Annotated in this window: 11 protein-coding genes; 7 read left to right on the forward strand and 4 right to left on the reverse strand. The window is 61.4% G+C overall.

Features of this window, described 5'->3' with window-relative positions; translation table 11 throughout:
* Positions 1-238: 238 nt before the first annotated feature.
* From ACI2KA_RS19155 to ACI2KA_RS19165, 3 genes are all read right to left on the reverse strand, one after another.
* Positions 239-1300 carry an ABC transporter ATP-binding protein gene (locus ACI2KA_RS19155; protein WP_404504045.1) on the reverse strand — a complete coding sequence of 354 codons (1062 nt, stop codon included), beginning with the start codon at positions 1298-1300 and terminating at the stop codon, positions 239-241.
* The gene (locus ACI2KA_RS19160; protein ID WP_404504046.1) at positions 1293-3029 is read right to left on the reverse strand and encodes an ABC transporter permease; all 1737 of its coding nucleotides are present in this window, start codon (positions 3027-3029) and stop codon (positions 1293-1295) included. Before ACI2KA_RS19160 ends, ACI2KA_RS19155 begins: the two co-directional genes overlap by 8 nt.
* A gap of 165 nt (positions 3030-3194) precedes the next feature.
* Positions 3195-4259 carry an ABC transporter substrate-binding protein gene (locus tag ACI2KA_RS19165; RefSeq protein WP_404504047.1) on the reverse strand — a complete coding sequence of 355 codons (1065 nt, stop codon included), beginning with the start codon at positions 4257-4259 and terminating at the stop codon, positions 3195-3197.
* A gap of 307 nt (positions 4260-4566) precedes the next feature.
* On the opposite strand from ACI2KA_RS19165, the gene ACI2KA_RS19170 reads away from it, so the two are divergent.
* From ACI2KA_RS19170 to ACI2KA_RS19180, 3 genes are read left to right on the forward strand one after another with little or no spacing between them, the layout of a single operon-like run.
* Entirely contained in the window at positions 4567-5241 is a 675-nt protein-coding gene (locus ACI2KA_RS19170) for a response regulator transcription factor (RefSeq protein ID WP_404504048.1), read from the forward strand.
* Positions 5228-6619, forward strand: a complete 1392-nt coding sequence (locus ACI2KA_RS19175) for a sensor histidine kinase (protein WP_404504049.1) — start codon at positions 5228-5230, stop codon at positions 6617-6619. The genes ACI2KA_RS19170 and ACI2KA_RS19175 overlap by 14 nt, the downstream gene beginning before the upstream one ends.
* On the forward strand, positions 6616-7716 hold the full coding sequence (locus ACI2KA_RS19180) for an ABC transporter substrate-binding protein (RefSeq protein ID WP_404504050.1): 1101 nt from the start codon (positions 6616-6618) through the stop codon (positions 7714-7716). Before ACI2KA_RS19175 ends, ACI2KA_RS19180 begins: the two co-directional genes overlap by 4 nt.
* A 267-nt stretch (positions 7717-7983) precedes the next feature.
* On the opposite strand, the gene ACI2KA_RS19185 is transcribed toward ACI2KA_RS19180, so the two are convergent.
* Positions 7984-10773 (reverse strand): bifunctional aconitate hydratase 2/2-methylisocitrate dehydratase, encoded by a 2790-nt coding sequence (locus ACI2KA_RS19185; protein ID WP_404504051.1) that lies wholly within the window; start codon positions 10771-10773, stop codon positions 7984-7986.
* 364 nt (positions 10774-11137) lie between these two features.
* On the opposite strand from ACI2KA_RS19185, the gene ACI2KA_RS19190 reads away from it, so the two are divergent.
* Genes ACI2KA_RS19190 through ACI2KA_RS19205 form a run of 4 tightly spaced genes read left to right on the forward strand, consistent with a single transcriptional unit; the run spans position 11138 to position 15739 of the window.
* The gene (locus tag ACI2KA_RS19190; RefSeq protein ID WP_404504052.1) at positions 11138-11641 is read left to right on the forward strand and encodes a spore coat U domain-containing protein; all 504 of its coding nucleotides are present in this window, start codon (positions 11138-11140) and stop codon (positions 11639-11641) included.
* A gap of 21 nt (positions 11642-11662) precedes the next feature.
* Positions 11663-12379, forward strand: coding sequence for a molecular chaperone (locus ACI2KA_RS19195; RefSeq protein WP_404504053.1), 717 nt, complete (start codon positions 11663-11665; stop codon positions 12377-12379).
* Positions 12351-14792: a fimbria/pilus outer membrane usher protein gene (locus tag ACI2KA_RS19200; protein ID WP_404504054.1), complete on the forward strand. Its 2442-nt coding sequence runs from the start codon at positions 12351-12353 to the stop codon at positions 14790-14792. The genes ACI2KA_RS19195 and ACI2KA_RS19200 overlap by 29 nt, the downstream gene beginning before the upstream one ends.
* On the forward strand, positions 14789-15739 hold the full coding sequence (locus ACI2KA_RS19205; protein ID WP_404504055.1) for a spore coat U domain-containing protein: 951 nt from the start codon (positions 14789-14791) through the stop codon (positions 15737-15739). Before ACI2KA_RS19200 ends, ACI2KA_RS19205 begins: the two co-directional genes overlap by 4 nt.
* Positions 15740-15773 lie beyond the last annotated feature (34 nt).

The following is a 15773-nucleotide window of genomic DNA, read 5'->3' on the forward strand; positions in this document are numbered from 1 at the left end:
GCGCCTCATGCCGCCTTCGGCGTTACGGAGGGCTCACCATGGAGTATAAGACAAACGGCTGCATGTCGTGAAAAGCGGGCGGCTTGTCTTGCGCCGTCGCTCCGGCACTGTTTTACGAAGCGTCCTTCGGCGTTGAGGCCCACCGCCGCTTCGTTGACGAAAACGACGATGGACCGTGACGCACTTACCGGATCAGCCTCCCTCCGTCGGAGGCGCGCCGGGCCGAATGGGCCGGAACCTATGAGCCACGTGCGAAAAGCCACACGCTTTCCCGCGGGATATCCACCCAGACCGGACCTTCCGGCAGGGCTTTCGGGCCGAAGGCCTTGGCCGCGAAATCGCCGGCTTTCAGGCGGTATTCCCAGCGATCGCCAAGATAGAGGCAGGCATCGAGATGCATTTCCCTGCGGTTCTGGCCGGGATTGTCATGCACGGCGATCTGCTCGACGCGGATGACCGCCCTGTCCTCCTTTTCGCCGCTCTTGCCGAAAACAATGCCATCGAGCTGCCAGTTCGGCCCGTGAATGCTGGCATCCTCACCGAGACCGCGAATCTCGCCGCTGGCGACATTGTTCGCCCCGAGGAAGTCGGCCGCATAAAAGCTCTTCGGCTTTGTATAGATATCCTGCGGCGTGCCTTCCTGAACGATGGCGCCGTTGCGCAGCAGCAGGATGTTATCGGATGCGGCAAGCGCTTCCGACTGATCATGGGTGACGAGAACACCGCAGATTTCCAGGTCAAGGATGAGCTTGCGGATCCAGTAACGCGCCTCTTCCCGCAGCTTCGCATCCAGATTGGAAAGCGGCTCGTCCATCAACAGGACGCGCGGCTCATAGACCAGCGCGCGGCAGATGGCCACGCGTTGCTGCTGCCCGCCCGAAAGCTGGTCGGGATAACGCTCGGCAAGATGGCCGAGACCGATCTTTTCCAGCGTCGCCTGAACACGTTTGCCGGCATCCACGCGGTTGACGCCGCGCAGCTTCAGGCCATAAGCGACGTTTTCCATCACCGTGCGATGCGGCCACAGCGCGTAGGACTGAAAGACAAGGCCGATATTACGGTTTTCCGGCGCGACCGTCAGGCCCTTGCCGCCGTCGAGCACCGGCTTGCCGCCGATGCTGATGAGACCCTGCTCGGGCTGCTCCAGGCCGGCAATGCAGCGCAGCAGGGTCGTCTTGCCGCTGCCCGAAGCGCCGAGCAAGGAAACGATCGAGCCGCGTTCGGCGGTGAAGGACGCGCCCTGGAGAATATGCAGGCCGCCGAGATATTTGTGAACGTCGCGAACAGTGAGTTCAGTCATGGATTTTTGCTCCCAGACGAAGGGCGAGACCGAGGCCTGCGCCGGTAAGAACGATGCTGACGAATGCCAGCGCGGCAATCGTGTCCATTGCGCCGGACTGGATCATGGACACCATGAGCGAGCCGATGACTTCGGTTCCGGCGCTCATGAGATAGATGCCGGTGGCATAGTCGCGCAGGAAGACGATCATGATCAGCGCCCATGCACCGACGAGACCGGGACGCACGATGGGAATGACGACATCGCGCCAGGTCTGGCCGATTGTCGCACCCGTCGTGCGGGCGGCCTCCTCCAGTTCCGGGCTGACCTGGATGAGCGTGCCCTGCAGCAGCCGCAGGCCATAAGAAAGGCCAACGATCAGATAGGCGATGAAAAGGCTTATCAGCGTCGTGCGCAGCGGCACCAGGAACGGGATGAACAGGAACAGCCAGAAGAAGGCGAGGCCGATGATCAGGCTCGGCATGGAGCGGGGCAGAAGAACCATATAGTCGAGCACGGTGTTGGACACGTCGCGATTGCGGTGCCCCGCAAGACCGACGACCAGATAAAAGGCGACGGCCAGCGCGCCGCCGACGACGGCCAGAATGATGGTGTTGAGAACACCGCGATACAGGCTCGGAACCTCGAAAAGCGCGTTGAAATGCTTGGTAGTGAGGTGCGCGAAGGGATTGACGCCCTGCCCCCACGCATCGACGAAGGCGCGCAGGACAATTCCGCCGATCGGCAGGATGACCGACAGGAACAGCCAGAAGCCGATCATCGAAAGCGCAATGATCTGGCCGGCCCGTCCAAGCCGCATGACGGTGGTGCGCGAGCCCTTGCCGCCAAGGGCCGCATAACGGCGGCTGTGGCGCAGCAGCCGGCGCTGATACCATACCAGCGGCAGGGTCAGGAGCACGAGCAGAACGACGACGACCGCCATCAGCTGGTAGGTCGGCACGCCGAAAAGTGTGGTGAGCTTGTAGATATAGGTGGTGAGGACATTGATGCCGCTCGGATCGCCCAACACCAACGGCACGCCGAACATTTCAAAGCCGATCAACAGGTTGAGAGCCGTGGCGAAGATGAGCGCCGGCAGCACCATGGGAACCGTGACATCCCAGCACACGCGCCAGATGGGCGCGCCGGTGATGCGGGCGGCCTCTTCAAGATCGGACGGCAGGTTGCGCATCGCCGCCGACACGTAAAGATAGACATGCGGGACATGCGCCAGACCCGTGACAAGCACGATACCGGTCAGGGAATAGATGTTCCACGGCACGAAACCGATGATGTCGCGCGTGAGGATGGAAACGAAGCCGGACGGCCCGATGGCGACCGTATAACCGAAAGCAAGCACCAGCGCCGAAATGAACATCGGAACCAGAACGATGACTTCCAGCGCCTTGCGGAAATGCACATCGGTGCGGGTGAGCAGGAAGGAGAGCGCAGCCCCCAGGGGAACGGCGATCGCCACCATGCCCACGGCCATGATGACCGTGTTCCACAGGGCGTCGTAGAACATCGGGTCGACGAGAATATATTCGTATGCGCTGAGGCCGAGGCTGGCGCTGGGGCTGAAGAACGGCCCATCGAGAAAGCTCTGATAGATGATCAGGACGATGGGCGTGAGGACGCACAGCGTCAGGAGCCCGATGACGAGCCGGCGGAAGAGCAGCGCTTCGCCGGGCGGGCGGGGCGTCCTCAGCCGCGGTTCGCGGGATAGTTCTCGGGGTGGGTTTTGGGTCATGGCATCCACCGGCATGGGTTGCAACCTCCGGGAAACAGGCGTTTGGGGAATGGATTGTCGTAAAAGCGGCAGGACCTCGGGCGATGGGCCAGACACCGCCGCTTGCCTTCGGGGGAAGGCACGGTGTCTGGCCCCGCCCCGGGGGACCGGTTCGTCCGGGCGAGATCAGCCCTTCAGCGCTGCGCGCCACTCGTTCAGGAACTTCAGCCGTTTCGCCGGCTCCATGAAGTCGAGGCGCGTTTCATCGAGCGCGATCGGCTTCAGATTGCCGCCGACGAGGTCGTTGAGCGTATCGATATTGTAGCCTTCGGTAGTATCCTTGCGCAGGGCCGGCATGCCCTTCGAGGCAAGCGCGTTCTGCCCTTCCTGCGACAGCAGGAAATCGATGAACAGCTTGCCGGCATTCGGATGCGGGGCGTCCTTCAACACGCCGGCGACACGCGAGAAGGCGAGCGTGTAATCCTTGCCGAAGGCAACGCCGAGGTTCGGCGCGCTCTTCACCCAATCCAGCGCATAGGAGCCGATCAGATTATAAGCGAGGACATTTTCGCCCGAGACCACGGTTTCGCGCATGGAACCCGTCGAGGAATAGGACTTGCCCTTCGCCTTGCCGAGCCCCTTGGTCATGTCCCAGAAATTGCCGGTATTTTCCATGTCGCTGGTCTGGATCAGAAAGCCGACGCCGGACTTTTCCGGATCGAAGGTGCCGATACGGCCGTTATAATCGCCGCTGGAAATGAACTTGATCAGGTCTTCGCGCGTCTGCGGCACCTTGTCTTCCGGCAGCGCGGTCTTGTTGTAGATCATGCCGACGGGCTCGATCGAGGTGGCGTAGACGATGTCCTTGAAGACCGCCCAGCTCGGCAGCGAGGCCAGTTCCGGCGACTTGTAGGTTTCCAGATAACCATCCGTCGCCAGTTTCACGCCCTGATCCATGGCCGAGGTCCAGAAGACGTCGCCGCCCACCTGCTTTGCCGCGGCTTCCGAGATGATGCGGTTATAGACGCCATTGGTGCCGATATCGTTGTAGTCGATACGGATGCCGGGATATTTCTTGGCGAATGCGTCAAGGGCCGCCTGCGCCTGCGCCTGGTCGGTGGCCGAATAGATGGTGACCGAACCCTCCTTGCGTGCGGCCTCGACAAGCTCGTCGCCGGCTGCAAACGCCGGCATGGCCAGCAGCAGGGCCGCCGCATTCACGGTCAGCGTATAAGAGAAAAATTGCTTCATTCCTGGTCCTCCCATAATGATTCAAGACATCCGAGGGAAGAGAGGCAAACACGTCACGGCATATTCAATTGCCAGTATACGTCGAAATATCCCGATTATTTTGAGCAAAGCAATAGTATTTCCACTTCTTACGAAGTAGATCAAGCCGCCCACCAAATCGATATCCTCCCAAGGATATAGTGGAAACCATCCGACCAAACGAATAGATCGCCACGCTACATAAATTTAGCCGTGAATCTGTCAGCAACCTGTCACGTTCGAATATGTTTTTGTTGTCAGCTACGATTTTTCATGCAATGCATGGCCCATGCGCATCCTATTGGTCGAAGACACACGGGATGTCGGGGAGGCAATCAATCAACGACTGGAGCGAGTGGGACACTCGGTTGATTGGGAGGCAGACGGACTTGCTGCGGCTGAAATTCTCGACTTCACCGACTATGATCTGATCATTCTTGACGTCATGCTGCCCGGGCTTGACGGTTTCGAGATATTGCGTCGTGTGCGGGCCGCCAGAAAGACCGTGCCCGTGCTGGTGCTGACGGCGCGTTCCGAAATCGAGGACCGGGTCAGCGCGCTCGATCTCGGCGCGGACGACTATCTGGTGAAACCCTTCGATTTTCGCGAGCTCGATGCGCGTGTGCGTGTCCTGCTGCGGCGCAGCCGCGGCGAGACCAGCAATGTCATCACCTGCGGTAACCTGCAGCTCGATCAGCAAAGCCGCAATGTTCGCATCGGCAAACGCGAAGTCCAGCTGAAGCGGCGTGAAATCGCCATTCTCGAGGTCTTCGCCACCCGTCCCGGCCGCCTGTTCAGCAAGGACGAGCTGATGGATGCGCTGTTCGGCTTCGATGAAGGCGTCAACCACAATGCGGTCGAGCTTTATGTCAGCCGGATACGCAAGAAGATCGAGGGCTCCGGCGTATCGATCGTCACCCAGCGCGGCATGGGTTATCAACTGGTGATCGATGACAACGCGTGAACCATCGCTGTTTTCGCGCCTTGTCATCCGTGTGGGCATGGTTCTGCTCATCGGCGCCAGCATACTCATTTCCGCCGCCGGTTATTATGCCCAGACGGCGGCCAACAAGACCTATGACCAGCTGCTGCGCGGCGCCGCCATGCAGATTGCCGACGGCATCACCCAGAATGACGGCAAACTGATCGTCAATCTGCCCCTTTCGGCTTTCGAACTGCTCGGTTTTGCCGAAAGGGACCGGATTTTTTATCGCATCGTCGGGCCGGACGGCACCATCGTCAGCGGCTATCCCGATCTCAATGCCGATTACGATTCGATCGCCGCGCGTTACGCTCCCCAGCTCGAGACGGAGCAATATCGCGGCGTCGAAGTGCGCACCATCACGGTGTCGCGCGCGCTGGCCGATCAGGCGCAGGGCGGATGGATCTACGTCATCCTGGCGCAGACCACCGAGGCGCGCCGGGCGCTGGCCGCCGAGATAACGCAGGGCGCCATATTGATCGTCGGCATCATGATCCTGCTTGGCCTCGGCGGCACCTTCCTTGCCGTGCGTTATGCGCTGAAACCCGTCACCCGCCTCGCCCTCGCACTGCGGCAGCGCAACCCCGAGGACCTGACACCCATGGAAATGCCAGCCCCGCTGGAATTGCAGCCATTCCTGGGCGCGATCAACCACTTCATGACCCGCCTGGACGAACGTGTGGTGCGGCTGCAGCAGTTCATCGCCGATGCCGCCCACCAGATACGCACGCCGCTAACCGGGCTTTCCGCCCAGGTGGACATGCTCGACGAGACAAGCATGATCCCCGAAAATCGCGAGCGCAGCCAACGCATCAAGATACGCACGGGCGAACTGGCGCAGCTGACCAACCAGCTTCTCAGCCACGCAATGGTCATCCATCGTTCCGGCACCATCCAGCTCGAAAACGTCAATCTGGTCACGGTGGCGCGCACGGCCTTCCACCATGCGGTGCCGCTGACCGTCGATCCCGACATGGTGATTTCCTTCGAGGCCGACGAGGCGCTGCTGCCGGTCAGGGGCGATCCTGTCAGCCTCAGGGAAGCGATCGCGAATATCATCAGCAATGCGCTGCGCCACGGCGCGGTTTCGCGCCTCGATGTCCGGGTCATGCAGCATGGGGAACGCATCTGCGTGGAGGTGGAAGATGACGGGCCGGGCATTCCGCCGGAAAAATGGGATCAGATGTCGCGCCGCTTCAACGCCGCCTCCGCCAATGCCGGCTCCGCCTCGGGGCTCGGCTTCGCCATAGCAGCGGAAGTGGCGGTCGCGCATGGCGGTCAAATCCGTTTTCGCGAAAAGGGCGATACCGGTTTTACCGTCATCCTGGATCTGCCCTGCGCCGGGGAGGAAAGCGCTTGAAAAACCTTTTCCTGACAATCCTGCTTTCGGTGCTGGCCACGGGGACGGCGCATCCGCAGCCGACGGAAGGCACCTCGACATATTTCCCCGCACCGGCCGGGGAAACCGGGCGTCTCGTCATAAACGGTGCCGCCGACACCTCCGCGCTGAGACCGCTTCTTCTGGATTTCCAGGAGACCGAACCACATATCGCCATAGTCTACACCGATTTCGTCACCAATGACCTCTATCGCGAGGCGGACACAGCCTGCCGGGTGGAAAGAGAGTTCGGCGATCTTCTGATGTCGTCCTCGGTGGACCAGATGGTAAAGCTTGCCAATGACGGATGCGCCATGCCGCATGTGTCCGCGGAAACGCGGGCGGCGGAAAACCACGCCAATAGCTGGCGCGACGAGGTCTATGGCTTCACCTTCGAGCCGAGCGTCATCGTTTATCACAGCGACTATGTTCCGCCACAGGATGTGCCGCACACACGCGCCGAACTTGCCGACCTGCTGCGCCGCAAACAGGAATTCTACCGCGGCCATGTCGCGACCTACGATCTTCGCCAGTCGGGCGTCGGTTATCTCCTCGCCTTCCTCGATGCGGAACAGAACTCCACCGCCTATGGCCGCCTGCTGGAGAGCATGAGCCGCGTCGACACGCAGCTTCGCTGCTGCAACAATTCCGTGCTGGCCGATCTTTCCAACCACAAAATATATATAAGCTACAATGTCATAGGCTCCTACGCCTATGCGGCGACGCTGCGCGATCCCAAGCTCAAGATCGTATTGCCGCGCGATTACACGCTTGTTCTCAGCCGGGCCGCGCTCATTCCGCAAAAGGCCAGGCAACCGGCGCTTGCCGGGCGCTTCATCGATTATCTTCTCTCCGAACGCGGACGTCGCGTCGCCCGGGAAAAATCCTTCTTTTTCTCACGGGACGGCACCATGCCGGCGGGCGTCGACGGCCCGACATCGCTTATCGAAAGCGGGGTGGGCCGCATCGTCCGGATCGGCCCTGCCCTTCTCGCCACCCAGGACGCCGCCCAGCGCAAACGTTTCATCGACGACTGGACCGACGTGATGACCTCCGAGGACAATCCCCAGGCGAATTGAGGGTCTGAGCAGTCCGGGTCATCGCCCGGCAAAGGCCGGACAATGCCTTGAAAATCTGCGATTGAGTTTTTTTCGATCGCCAAGACACGCCAAAGGCGCTGCGTTTTCGCCATGCCGATCAGGGGAATATTGACGGCAACGGCAGGCATAGCCGCATCCGGCACTCCGGTGCCGCCGTCGAATAGCCCGGATGCCCACCCTTCGGCGGGCATCCGGATTGCCACGATGCGCCCTGTCCGTGAGACGTCAGCCTTACGGACAGAAACCTCAATAATGGACCGACAGGGAATCGATCGGCGTGCCCTTCGGCGGGGTGAACTTGGTCAGATCGATCCCTTCAACGGCCGCCTTGTATTCCTCCGCACTCGGCGTGCGGCCAAGGATTGCCGAGAGGACGACGACCGGGGTCGAGGCCAGCAGCGATTCACCCTTCTTCTCGGCGGTGTCTTCAACGACACGACCCTGGAACAGACGGGTCGAGGTTGCCAGAACCGTATCGCCCTTTTCAGCCTTTTCCTGGTTGCCCATGCACAGGTTGCAGCCCGGACGCTCCAGGTAGAGGATGTTTTCGTATTCTGTCCGGTTCGTGGTCTTCGGCTTCAGGTCATCGAATTCGAAGCCGGAATATTTCTGCAGGATTTCCCAATCCCCTTCCGCCTTCAGCTCGTCGATGATGTTGTAGGTCGGCGCGGCGACGACGAGCGGCGCCTTGAACTCGACCTTGCCTTCAGCCTTTTCGATGTTCTTCAACATCTGGGCCACGATCTTCATGTCGCCCTTATGCACCATGCACGAGCCGACGAAGCCGAGATCGACCTTCTTGGCGCCGCCGTAATAGGACACCGGGCGGATCGTATCGTGGGTGTAGCGCCGGGATACATCGGCATTGTTGACGTCTGGGTCGGCGATCATCGGCTCGTCGATCTCGTCGAGATCCACGACGACTTCGGCGAAATATTTCGCATTGTCGTCGGGGGTCAGGGCCGGCTTCTCGCCCGAACGGATCTCGGCGATACGCTGATCCGCCTTGGCGATCAGACCCTTCAGCGTCTGGGCGGCATTGTCCATGCCTTTGTCGATCATGATCTGGATGCGCGACTTGGCGATTTCCAGCGATTCGATCAGCGTTTCATCCTGCGATATGCAGATCGACGCCTTGGCCTTCATTTCGGCCGTCCAGTCGGTGAAGGTAAAGGCCTGGTCGGCAAGCAGGGTGCCGATATGGACTTCGATGATGCGGCCCTGGAAGACGTTGTCGCCATGCTGCTTCAGCATCTGCGCCTGCGTCGCGTGGACAACGTCGCGGAAGTCCATATGCGGCTGCATCGTGCCCTTGAAGGTGACCTTGACGGATTGCGGGATCGGCATGGTCGCCTCGCCCGTTGCCAGTGCCAGCGCGACGGTGCCGGAATCCGCACCGAAGGCCACGCCCTTGGACATGCGGGTATGGCTGTCGCCGCCGATGATGATCGCCCGGTCATCCACGGTGATGTCGTTCAGCACCTTGTGGATCACATCCGTCATCGAATGATAGACACCCTTCGGGTCACGGCCGGTGATGACACCGAAATTGTGCATGAAGGACATGAGCTTCGGCGTGTTGGCCTGCGCCTTCTTGTCCCACACGGAAGCCGTGTGGCAGCCCGACTGATAAGCGCCATCCACCAGCGGCGAAATGACGGTGGCCGCCATCGCTTCCAGTTCCTGCGCGGTCATCAGACCGGTCGTATCCTGCGAACCGACGATGTTGACCTTGACGCGCACATCCGAGCCGGCATGCAGCACCTTGCCGGGGGTGACGCCGACGGCGTTGCGGTTGAAGATTTTCTCGACCGCGGTGAGGCCCTGGCCTTCGATCGAGATTTCCTTGTTGGGGGCAAAGACCGGCGTGGCCTCGACGCCAAGCGTTTCGGCCGCGAAGGTCTGGAGCTTCTTGCCGAAGACGATGGCATAGGAGCTGCCGGCCTTCATGAATTCCATCTTCTGGGGCGTGAAGGCGGCGGCGACGTCGACCAGCTCATTGCCGCTGTCATCGCGAAGCTTGCGGTTCTTGGCGTCGATCTTCAGCACGGTGCCGGTCTCGACGGAATATTTCTGCTCCAGGATCGGGTTGCCGTCATTGTTGAGGATCGGCTTGCCGTCCTCGCCAAGCTTCTTCACCCAGTTCTTCAGGTTGATGCCGATGCCGCCCGTCACGTCGACCGTGGTGGCGAAGATCGGCGAAATGCCGTTGGTGCCGGCCACGACGGGGGCGAAGTTGACGAAGGGCACATAGGGGCTGGCCTGCTTGCCGGTCCACAGCGCCACGTTGTTGACGCCCGACATGCGCGACGAGCCCACGCCCATCGTGCCCTTTTCGGCGATCATCATCACCCGCTTGTCCGGATGCTGCTTCTGCAGCGCGACGATTTCCGCCTGCGCTTCCGGCGAGATCATACACTGGCCATGCAGCTGGCGGTCGGAGCGCGAATGCGCCTGGTTGCCGGGTGACAGAAGGTCGGTGGAAATATCGCCTTCCGCGGCGATGAAGGTCACGACCTTGATCTCGTCCTCGACATCCGGAAGCTTGGTGAAGAATTCAGCCTTCGCGTAGCTTTCCAGCACGTCGGTGGCGATGGCGTTGCCGGCCTTGTGGGCGTCGCGCAGGCGGAACATGTCGGCGTCGTAAAGAAAGACCTGGGTCTTCAGCACCTCACCCGCCTCGGCGGCAATCGCGGCGTCGTTACCGAGCGCGATATCGAGCAGCACCTTGATCGAAGGCCCGCCCTTCATGTGCGACAGCAGCTCCAGCGCGAAGGCGGGCGTGATCTCCGGCACGGGCACGTCGCCGAGAATGATCTGCTTCAGGAAGGCCGCCTTGACGCCGGCGGCGCTCGTGGTGCCCGGCAGGGTGTTGTAGATGAAGAACTTCAGGGCGTCGGCGCGGTGCTCGCTGCCGGCATCCTTGATCAGCTCGATGATTTCGGCCGTCAGCGCGCCGTCATCGATCGGTTTGGGAGCAAGCCCTTGTTGTTCTCTGCTTTTGATTTCAGCCAGGTAATCCAAGTAAAGGTTCATCGCAATCCCAACGTCAACATGTCTATGGAGCCGAACACAGCACCACCGAACTGTACTGTGCATCGCCCCGGGTTTCCATCGGTTTCGACTACGCCAACCGGGGCCGGCTGACAAGATGTCGCATGTCGGTAAACAATGCGTGGATGGGATTTAATGCCGGTTCCGTGCGCCTGCAATCGGGGCGATGCGCTGCATTAAGGGTTGTACCGAATACCGTAATTCACCCTGAAGTTTTTCCGGCTCAGCCATTAAGGATTCGTTAACCAAATCAGAGCGAGTATTAGATTATTCTAATTACTCGTTATTGGAGTAGTTTCATGTTGCGCATCGGGAAATCAGCAGCGCAGCGGCTTGAGGAGGGAGCATGAGGTTTTCAACATCAGGCAGTCTGTTGTCGTTTGCGGCGCTGACGCTGGTTCTGACACCGGCATCGGGCATCGCACAGGTGGCCACGACGAATTTCACGGTCCAGATCACCATTCAGGCGGCGTGCCAGATCAATTCCGCCAGCAATCTCGATTTCGGGACCAGCGGCGTCATCGCCAACCCTGTGGACGCCACCAGCCAGATCGTCGTGCAATGCACATCGGGCACGCCCTTCAGCCTCGGCCTCAGCGCCGGCGCCGGCACGGGCGCGACGGTCGCCAACCGCCTGATGACTTCCCCGGCGGGGGCGACCATTTCCTATTCGCTTTATACGACTGCGGCGCATAGTACGGTGTGGGGAAACACTGTGGGGACCGACCGGCAAACCGGAACCGGAACCGGGGCGCCGCAGACTTTCACTGTCTATGGGCGCGCGCCTGCCCAGACGACACCCGCGGTCGGCGTCTATACCGATACGGTGACGGCCACGCTCAACTACTGATCGCCATAGGGAGGATCGCGCATGCGTCTTTTTACCTTAGCGGCTGCGTTTTTTGCCGGTTTGAGTGTCTCGCCTTCACAGGCTGCATCCTTAAGGGTTTCACCCGTCATTCTCGATCTCAAGGCCCCGACGGCGGCCTCGAGCCTTCGCATCTGGAACGATGCGAAAAGTCCGATCAACGTTCAGGTCCGGATATTCCGCTGGACGCAGCAAAACGGTTCGGACGTCTATACGGCGGCGCAAGACGTCGTCGCCAGCCCGCCCATGACCGAACTGAAAGCCGGGGCGGAGAACCTCATCCGCATCGTCCGGCTTTCCAAGGCGCCCGTCAGGGCCGAAGAGAGTTATCGCGTCATCGTCGACGAATTGCCGCCGGTTGGAAAAGCACAATCCGGCACGGTCAATCTGGTGGTGCGCCATTCCATACCCGTCTTCTTCTCGCCCGCCTCCACCGGCGATGCCGAGCCGGTGTGGAAGGTGACGCCGCAGGGCAAGGGTTATCGGGTGTCGGTGTCGAACAGCGGCGAGAGGCGGATAAGGATCGCCAATCTGATACTCTCCGGCGGCAACGGCCAGGCAATTGCGCGGCAGCAGGGGCTGGTGGGCTATGTGCTCGGCAAATCCGCCGCGAGCTTCCTCGTTCCGGCGACCGGCGGCAAGGCCGGCGGCACGCTGAAGATTTCGGCAGACAGCGAAGGCGGCCCCGTCAATGCGACGGCGCGCGTCTCGGGCGGCTGACCTTGCCGTTTTGACGATTGCCGGTTTGACGGTCATTTCATCGGGCAGTTTTTCCGTGGCGCAGGATATCCCCCCTGCGGCGCCGCCGGCCGCCCTTGCCGCCGGACAAGCGGAGCGATTGCAGCTCGAAGTCTACATCAACGATGTTTCGACAGACCTGATCGCGACATTTCGTCAAAACGACGCCGGATCGCTTCTCATCGAACCGGAACAGCTCACGAATATCGGGATTTCCCCGGTTGAGAGCGCCGTCGGCGATGATGGCTGGATCGATCTTTCCAGAATGCCGGACGTGGTGGCCCGTTATGACGAAAGCACCCAGTCCGTGCATTTCACCCTGCCGATGGCGGCCAGGGCGAGCAAGATCATCGACGCGTCCGGCGGCACAGCGCGGGGACAGGACGAGGAAGAGCAGGAGGAAAAGGCCGCGCGCGATGTGGGAGGTCTGGTGAATTACACGATCTATGGCGCCTCGGGCGGTGACACATGGTCGGATATCGCCGATTTCAACGGCATCTCGGCCCTTCTCGAAAGCAGGGTTTTCGGTCCGCTCGGCGTGCTGTCTTCCTCGCATGTTCTAAGCACCTCCCGCTTCTCGGCGTTCGACACGCAGCGCCTCGACACCACCTGGAGCTATTCCGACGAGGAGACGCTGACGACCTATCGGGCCGGGGATCTGATCACCGGCGGGCTGAGCTGGACCCGCCCGACACGGCTTGGCGGCCTGCAAATCCGCCGCAACTTCGACCTGCGGCCGGATATCGTCACCATGCCGATGCCCGAATTTGCCGGCTCCGCCGCGGTGCCCTCCACCGTTGATGTCTATGTCAACAATATCCGCCGCCTGTCGCAGGACGTTCCCGAAGGCCCCTTTTCCATCACCAACCTTCCGGTGATCAGCGGCGCGGGAAATGCACGGCTGGTGGTGCGCGACGCGCTCGGCCGCGAAACAGTGTCGGAGACGCCGTTTTATACGTCACCGGACCTGCTGGCGCAGGGCCTCGTCGATTTTTCGGCGGAGCTCGGTTTTGCCCGGCGCAATTACGGAATCTCCTCTTTCGATTACGATGAAAAACCGCTCGGATCGGCGACGCTACGTTACGGGGTATCGGACCGGCTTACCCTGGAGGGCCATGCGGAAGGCGGTGAGGATTTCTACAATATCGGCCTTGGCGGCGTCTTCACGCTCGGCGCCCATGTGCTGGCGGCGGTTTCGGGCGCATCGAGCCGTTTCAGTGCGGAAAGCGGCTATCAGCTGTCCGCGAACGTCGAAGCCGAATTGCTCGGCGTGAAAATCAACGCGCGATCGCAGCGGACATTCGGGGACTATAACGACATGGCGTCCGTTTCCGCCGCAACCGCCAAGACCCGGCCGATATCCGGCCTGCTGAGCGTCAGGCCGCCGCGTTCCCTCGACCAGATCTCCCTGTCCACGCAGCTCGGCTTCGATGAAACGAGCCTGAACTTCTCCTATACCCAGCTGGAAACCTTCGACGAAAGGCGATCCCGCCTGCTCGGCCTCTCCGCCACGCGGCCCTTCGGGGAAAACGGCAATATCTTCGTCACCGCCTATAAGGACCTCGATGACAGCCGTTCCTATGGCATCTTCGCCGGCCTGTCCTGGTCTTTCGGCGGCGGCGTCTCCGGCTCGTCCGGCATGTCCGCCGACGCGGACGGATATTCGCTGACGGCCGAGCTCGGAAAATCCGAAGAACAGGCCGAAGGCAGTTACGGCTGGCGCCTGCGCGGCTCGACCGGCGGCAACGACATCGCCTCGGCGTCCGGCAGCTATCGCGGCAGCATCGCCCGCGTATCGGCGGGCGTCGACCGGTTCAACGGCGCGACACAGGCCTATGCCCAGATCGACGGGTCCATCGCGCTGGCAGGCGGCGACGTCTTCGTCGGAAACCGGATCGATGACGCCTTCGCCGTCGTGGATGCAGGCGCGCCCGGGGTCGACATCCTCCTCGAAAACCGACCGATCGGCCAGACAAACCGCCGCGGAAAGATATTGCTGCCCAACCTGCGCGCCTATGATGCCAACACCATCACGCTCGACCCCGGCAATCTGCCCGTCGACGCCCGCATCGACCGCACGAAACAGACGGTCAGGCCGACCGAACGCGCCGGCGCGGTCGTCAACTTCAAGGTCGAAACCGAGGGCCAGGTGGCGCTGGTGACGCTGAAAGACGCAAGCGGCGAATTCATCGAAACCGGCTCGACAGGCACGATAGACGGCAAGCGTGATTTCATCGTCGGTTATGACGGGCAGGCCTATCTCGATAATATCGAAGAGACGCATCGGCTTCGCATCTCGCAACCCACCCGGGGACATTGCGAGGCCGAGATCACCGTCCCCGCCGGCAGCCCTACCCGCGCAACCCTAGAAACCCTATGCAGGAGCGTTCCATGAAGGTCCCGACCCGCGCCGCACTCGCCATCGCCGCCTCGCTGTCCGCCTCGCCGGTGCTGGCGCAAAGCTGCAGCTTCAGCATGTCGGACATGAATTTCGGCGTCGTCAACCTTGCAAGCGGCAGCGCGGTGGACAGCACCGGCACGTTGTCGATCACCTGTTCCAATCCGCTGTCGTTGGCGCTGTCCATCCGCATCTGCCCCAACATCAATGCCGGCAGCGGCGGCCAGTCTGGCGGCATCCGCCGAATGCTTCAGGGCAGCAACACCCTGAACTACCAACTCTATCAGAATTCCGCACGGACCACCTCCTGGGGATCGGTCGCTCAGCCCGCACTCGGATCGCCTCCCCCGATCGACATGGCGCTGCCTCTCCTCATCAACAACGCCACCCGTACCGTTTACGGCAGGATTACCGCCGGCCAGGCATCCGCGGCGCGCGGCCTTTATCTCACCAGCTTCGCCGGCGCCGAGACCAGTTTCACCTATACCTCCTATACTTTGTTTGCGCCCAACTGCTCCGATGTCACCCAGAATCCCACCCAGGTTCCCTTCAACGTCTCGGCCGCGGTGGCACCAACCTGCATCGTCACGGCGCAGAACATCAATTTCGGCAATCACGGCGTCCTCAACACGGCGGTCGATGCGACCGGGGCCATCAACCTGACCTGCACCGCCAATCTCAGCTACAGCGTCGCGCTCAACGGCGGCCTGAGCAACAGCCCGCCGGCCGCACGCCAGATGGTGCAGGCAGGCTCGTCGATAATCTACGGCCTTTATCGTGACGCCAATCGCGCGAATGTCTGGGGGAGCGCGGCCGGGCAAACAGCCTCCGGCACCGGAACAGGCGGCCTGCAGACATTGACCGTCTATGGCCGCGTGCCGGCGCAGAACACGCCTGCACCGGGAAATTATGCCGACACGGTCGTCGTCACCGTGAACTATTAAAAGCCATGCCGCCCCACGCCCCTGTCGCGGCCTT

The organism is Agrobacterium sp. NPDC089420 (assembly GCF_044900305.1).
GTDB lineage: Bacteria > Pseudomonadota > Alphaproteobacteria > Rhizobiales > Rhizobiaceae > Agrobacterium.

What these genes read in the sequence shown, in the direction of transcription:
- ACI2KA_RS19155 (WP_404504045.1), bottom strand. Translation starts at nt 1,300, where the DNA reads ATGACTGAACTCACTGTTCGCGACGTTCACAAATATCTCGGCGGCCTG.
- ACI2KA_RS19205 (WP_404504055.1), top strand. Translation starts at nt 14,789, where the DNA reads ATGAAGGTCCCGACCCGCGCCGCACTCGCCATCGCCGCCTCGCTGTCC.
- ACI2KA_RS19175 (WP_404504049.1), top strand. Translation starts at nt 5,228, where the DNA reads ATGACAACGCGTGAACCATCGCTGTTTTCGCGCCTTGTCATCCGTGTG.
- ACI2KA_RS19200 (WP_404504054.1), top strand. Translation starts at nt 12,351, where the DNA reads ATGCGACGGCGCGCGTCTCGGGCGGCTGACCTTGCCGTTTTGACGATT.
- ACI2KA_RS19185 (WP_404504051.1), bottom strand. Translation starts at nt 10,773, where the DNA reads ATGAACCTTTACTTGGATTACCTGGCTGAAATCAAAAGCAGAGAACAA.
- ACI2KA_RS19160 (WP_404504046.1), bottom strand. Translation starts at nt 3,029, where the DNA reads ATGACCCAAAACCCACCCCGAGAACTATCCCGCGAACCGCGGCTGAGG.
- ACI2KA_RS19165 (WP_404504047.1), bottom strand. Translation starts at nt 4,259, where the DNA reads ATGAAGCAATTTTTCTCTTATACGCTGACCGTGAATGCGGCGGCCCTG.
- ACI2KA_RS19170 (WP_404504048.1), top strand. Translation starts at nt 4,567, where the DNA reads ATGCGCATCCTATTGGTCGAAGACACACGGGATGTCGGGGAGGCAATC.
- ACI2KA_RS19195 (WP_404504053.1), top strand. Translation starts at nt 11,663, where the DNA reads ATGCGTCTTTTTACCTTAGCGGCTGCGTTTTTTGCCGGTTTGAGTGTC.
- ACI2KA_RS19190 (WP_404504052.1), top strand. Translation starts at nt 11,138, where the DNA reads ATGAGGTTTTCAACATCAGGCAGTCTGTTGTCGTTTGCGGCGCTGACG.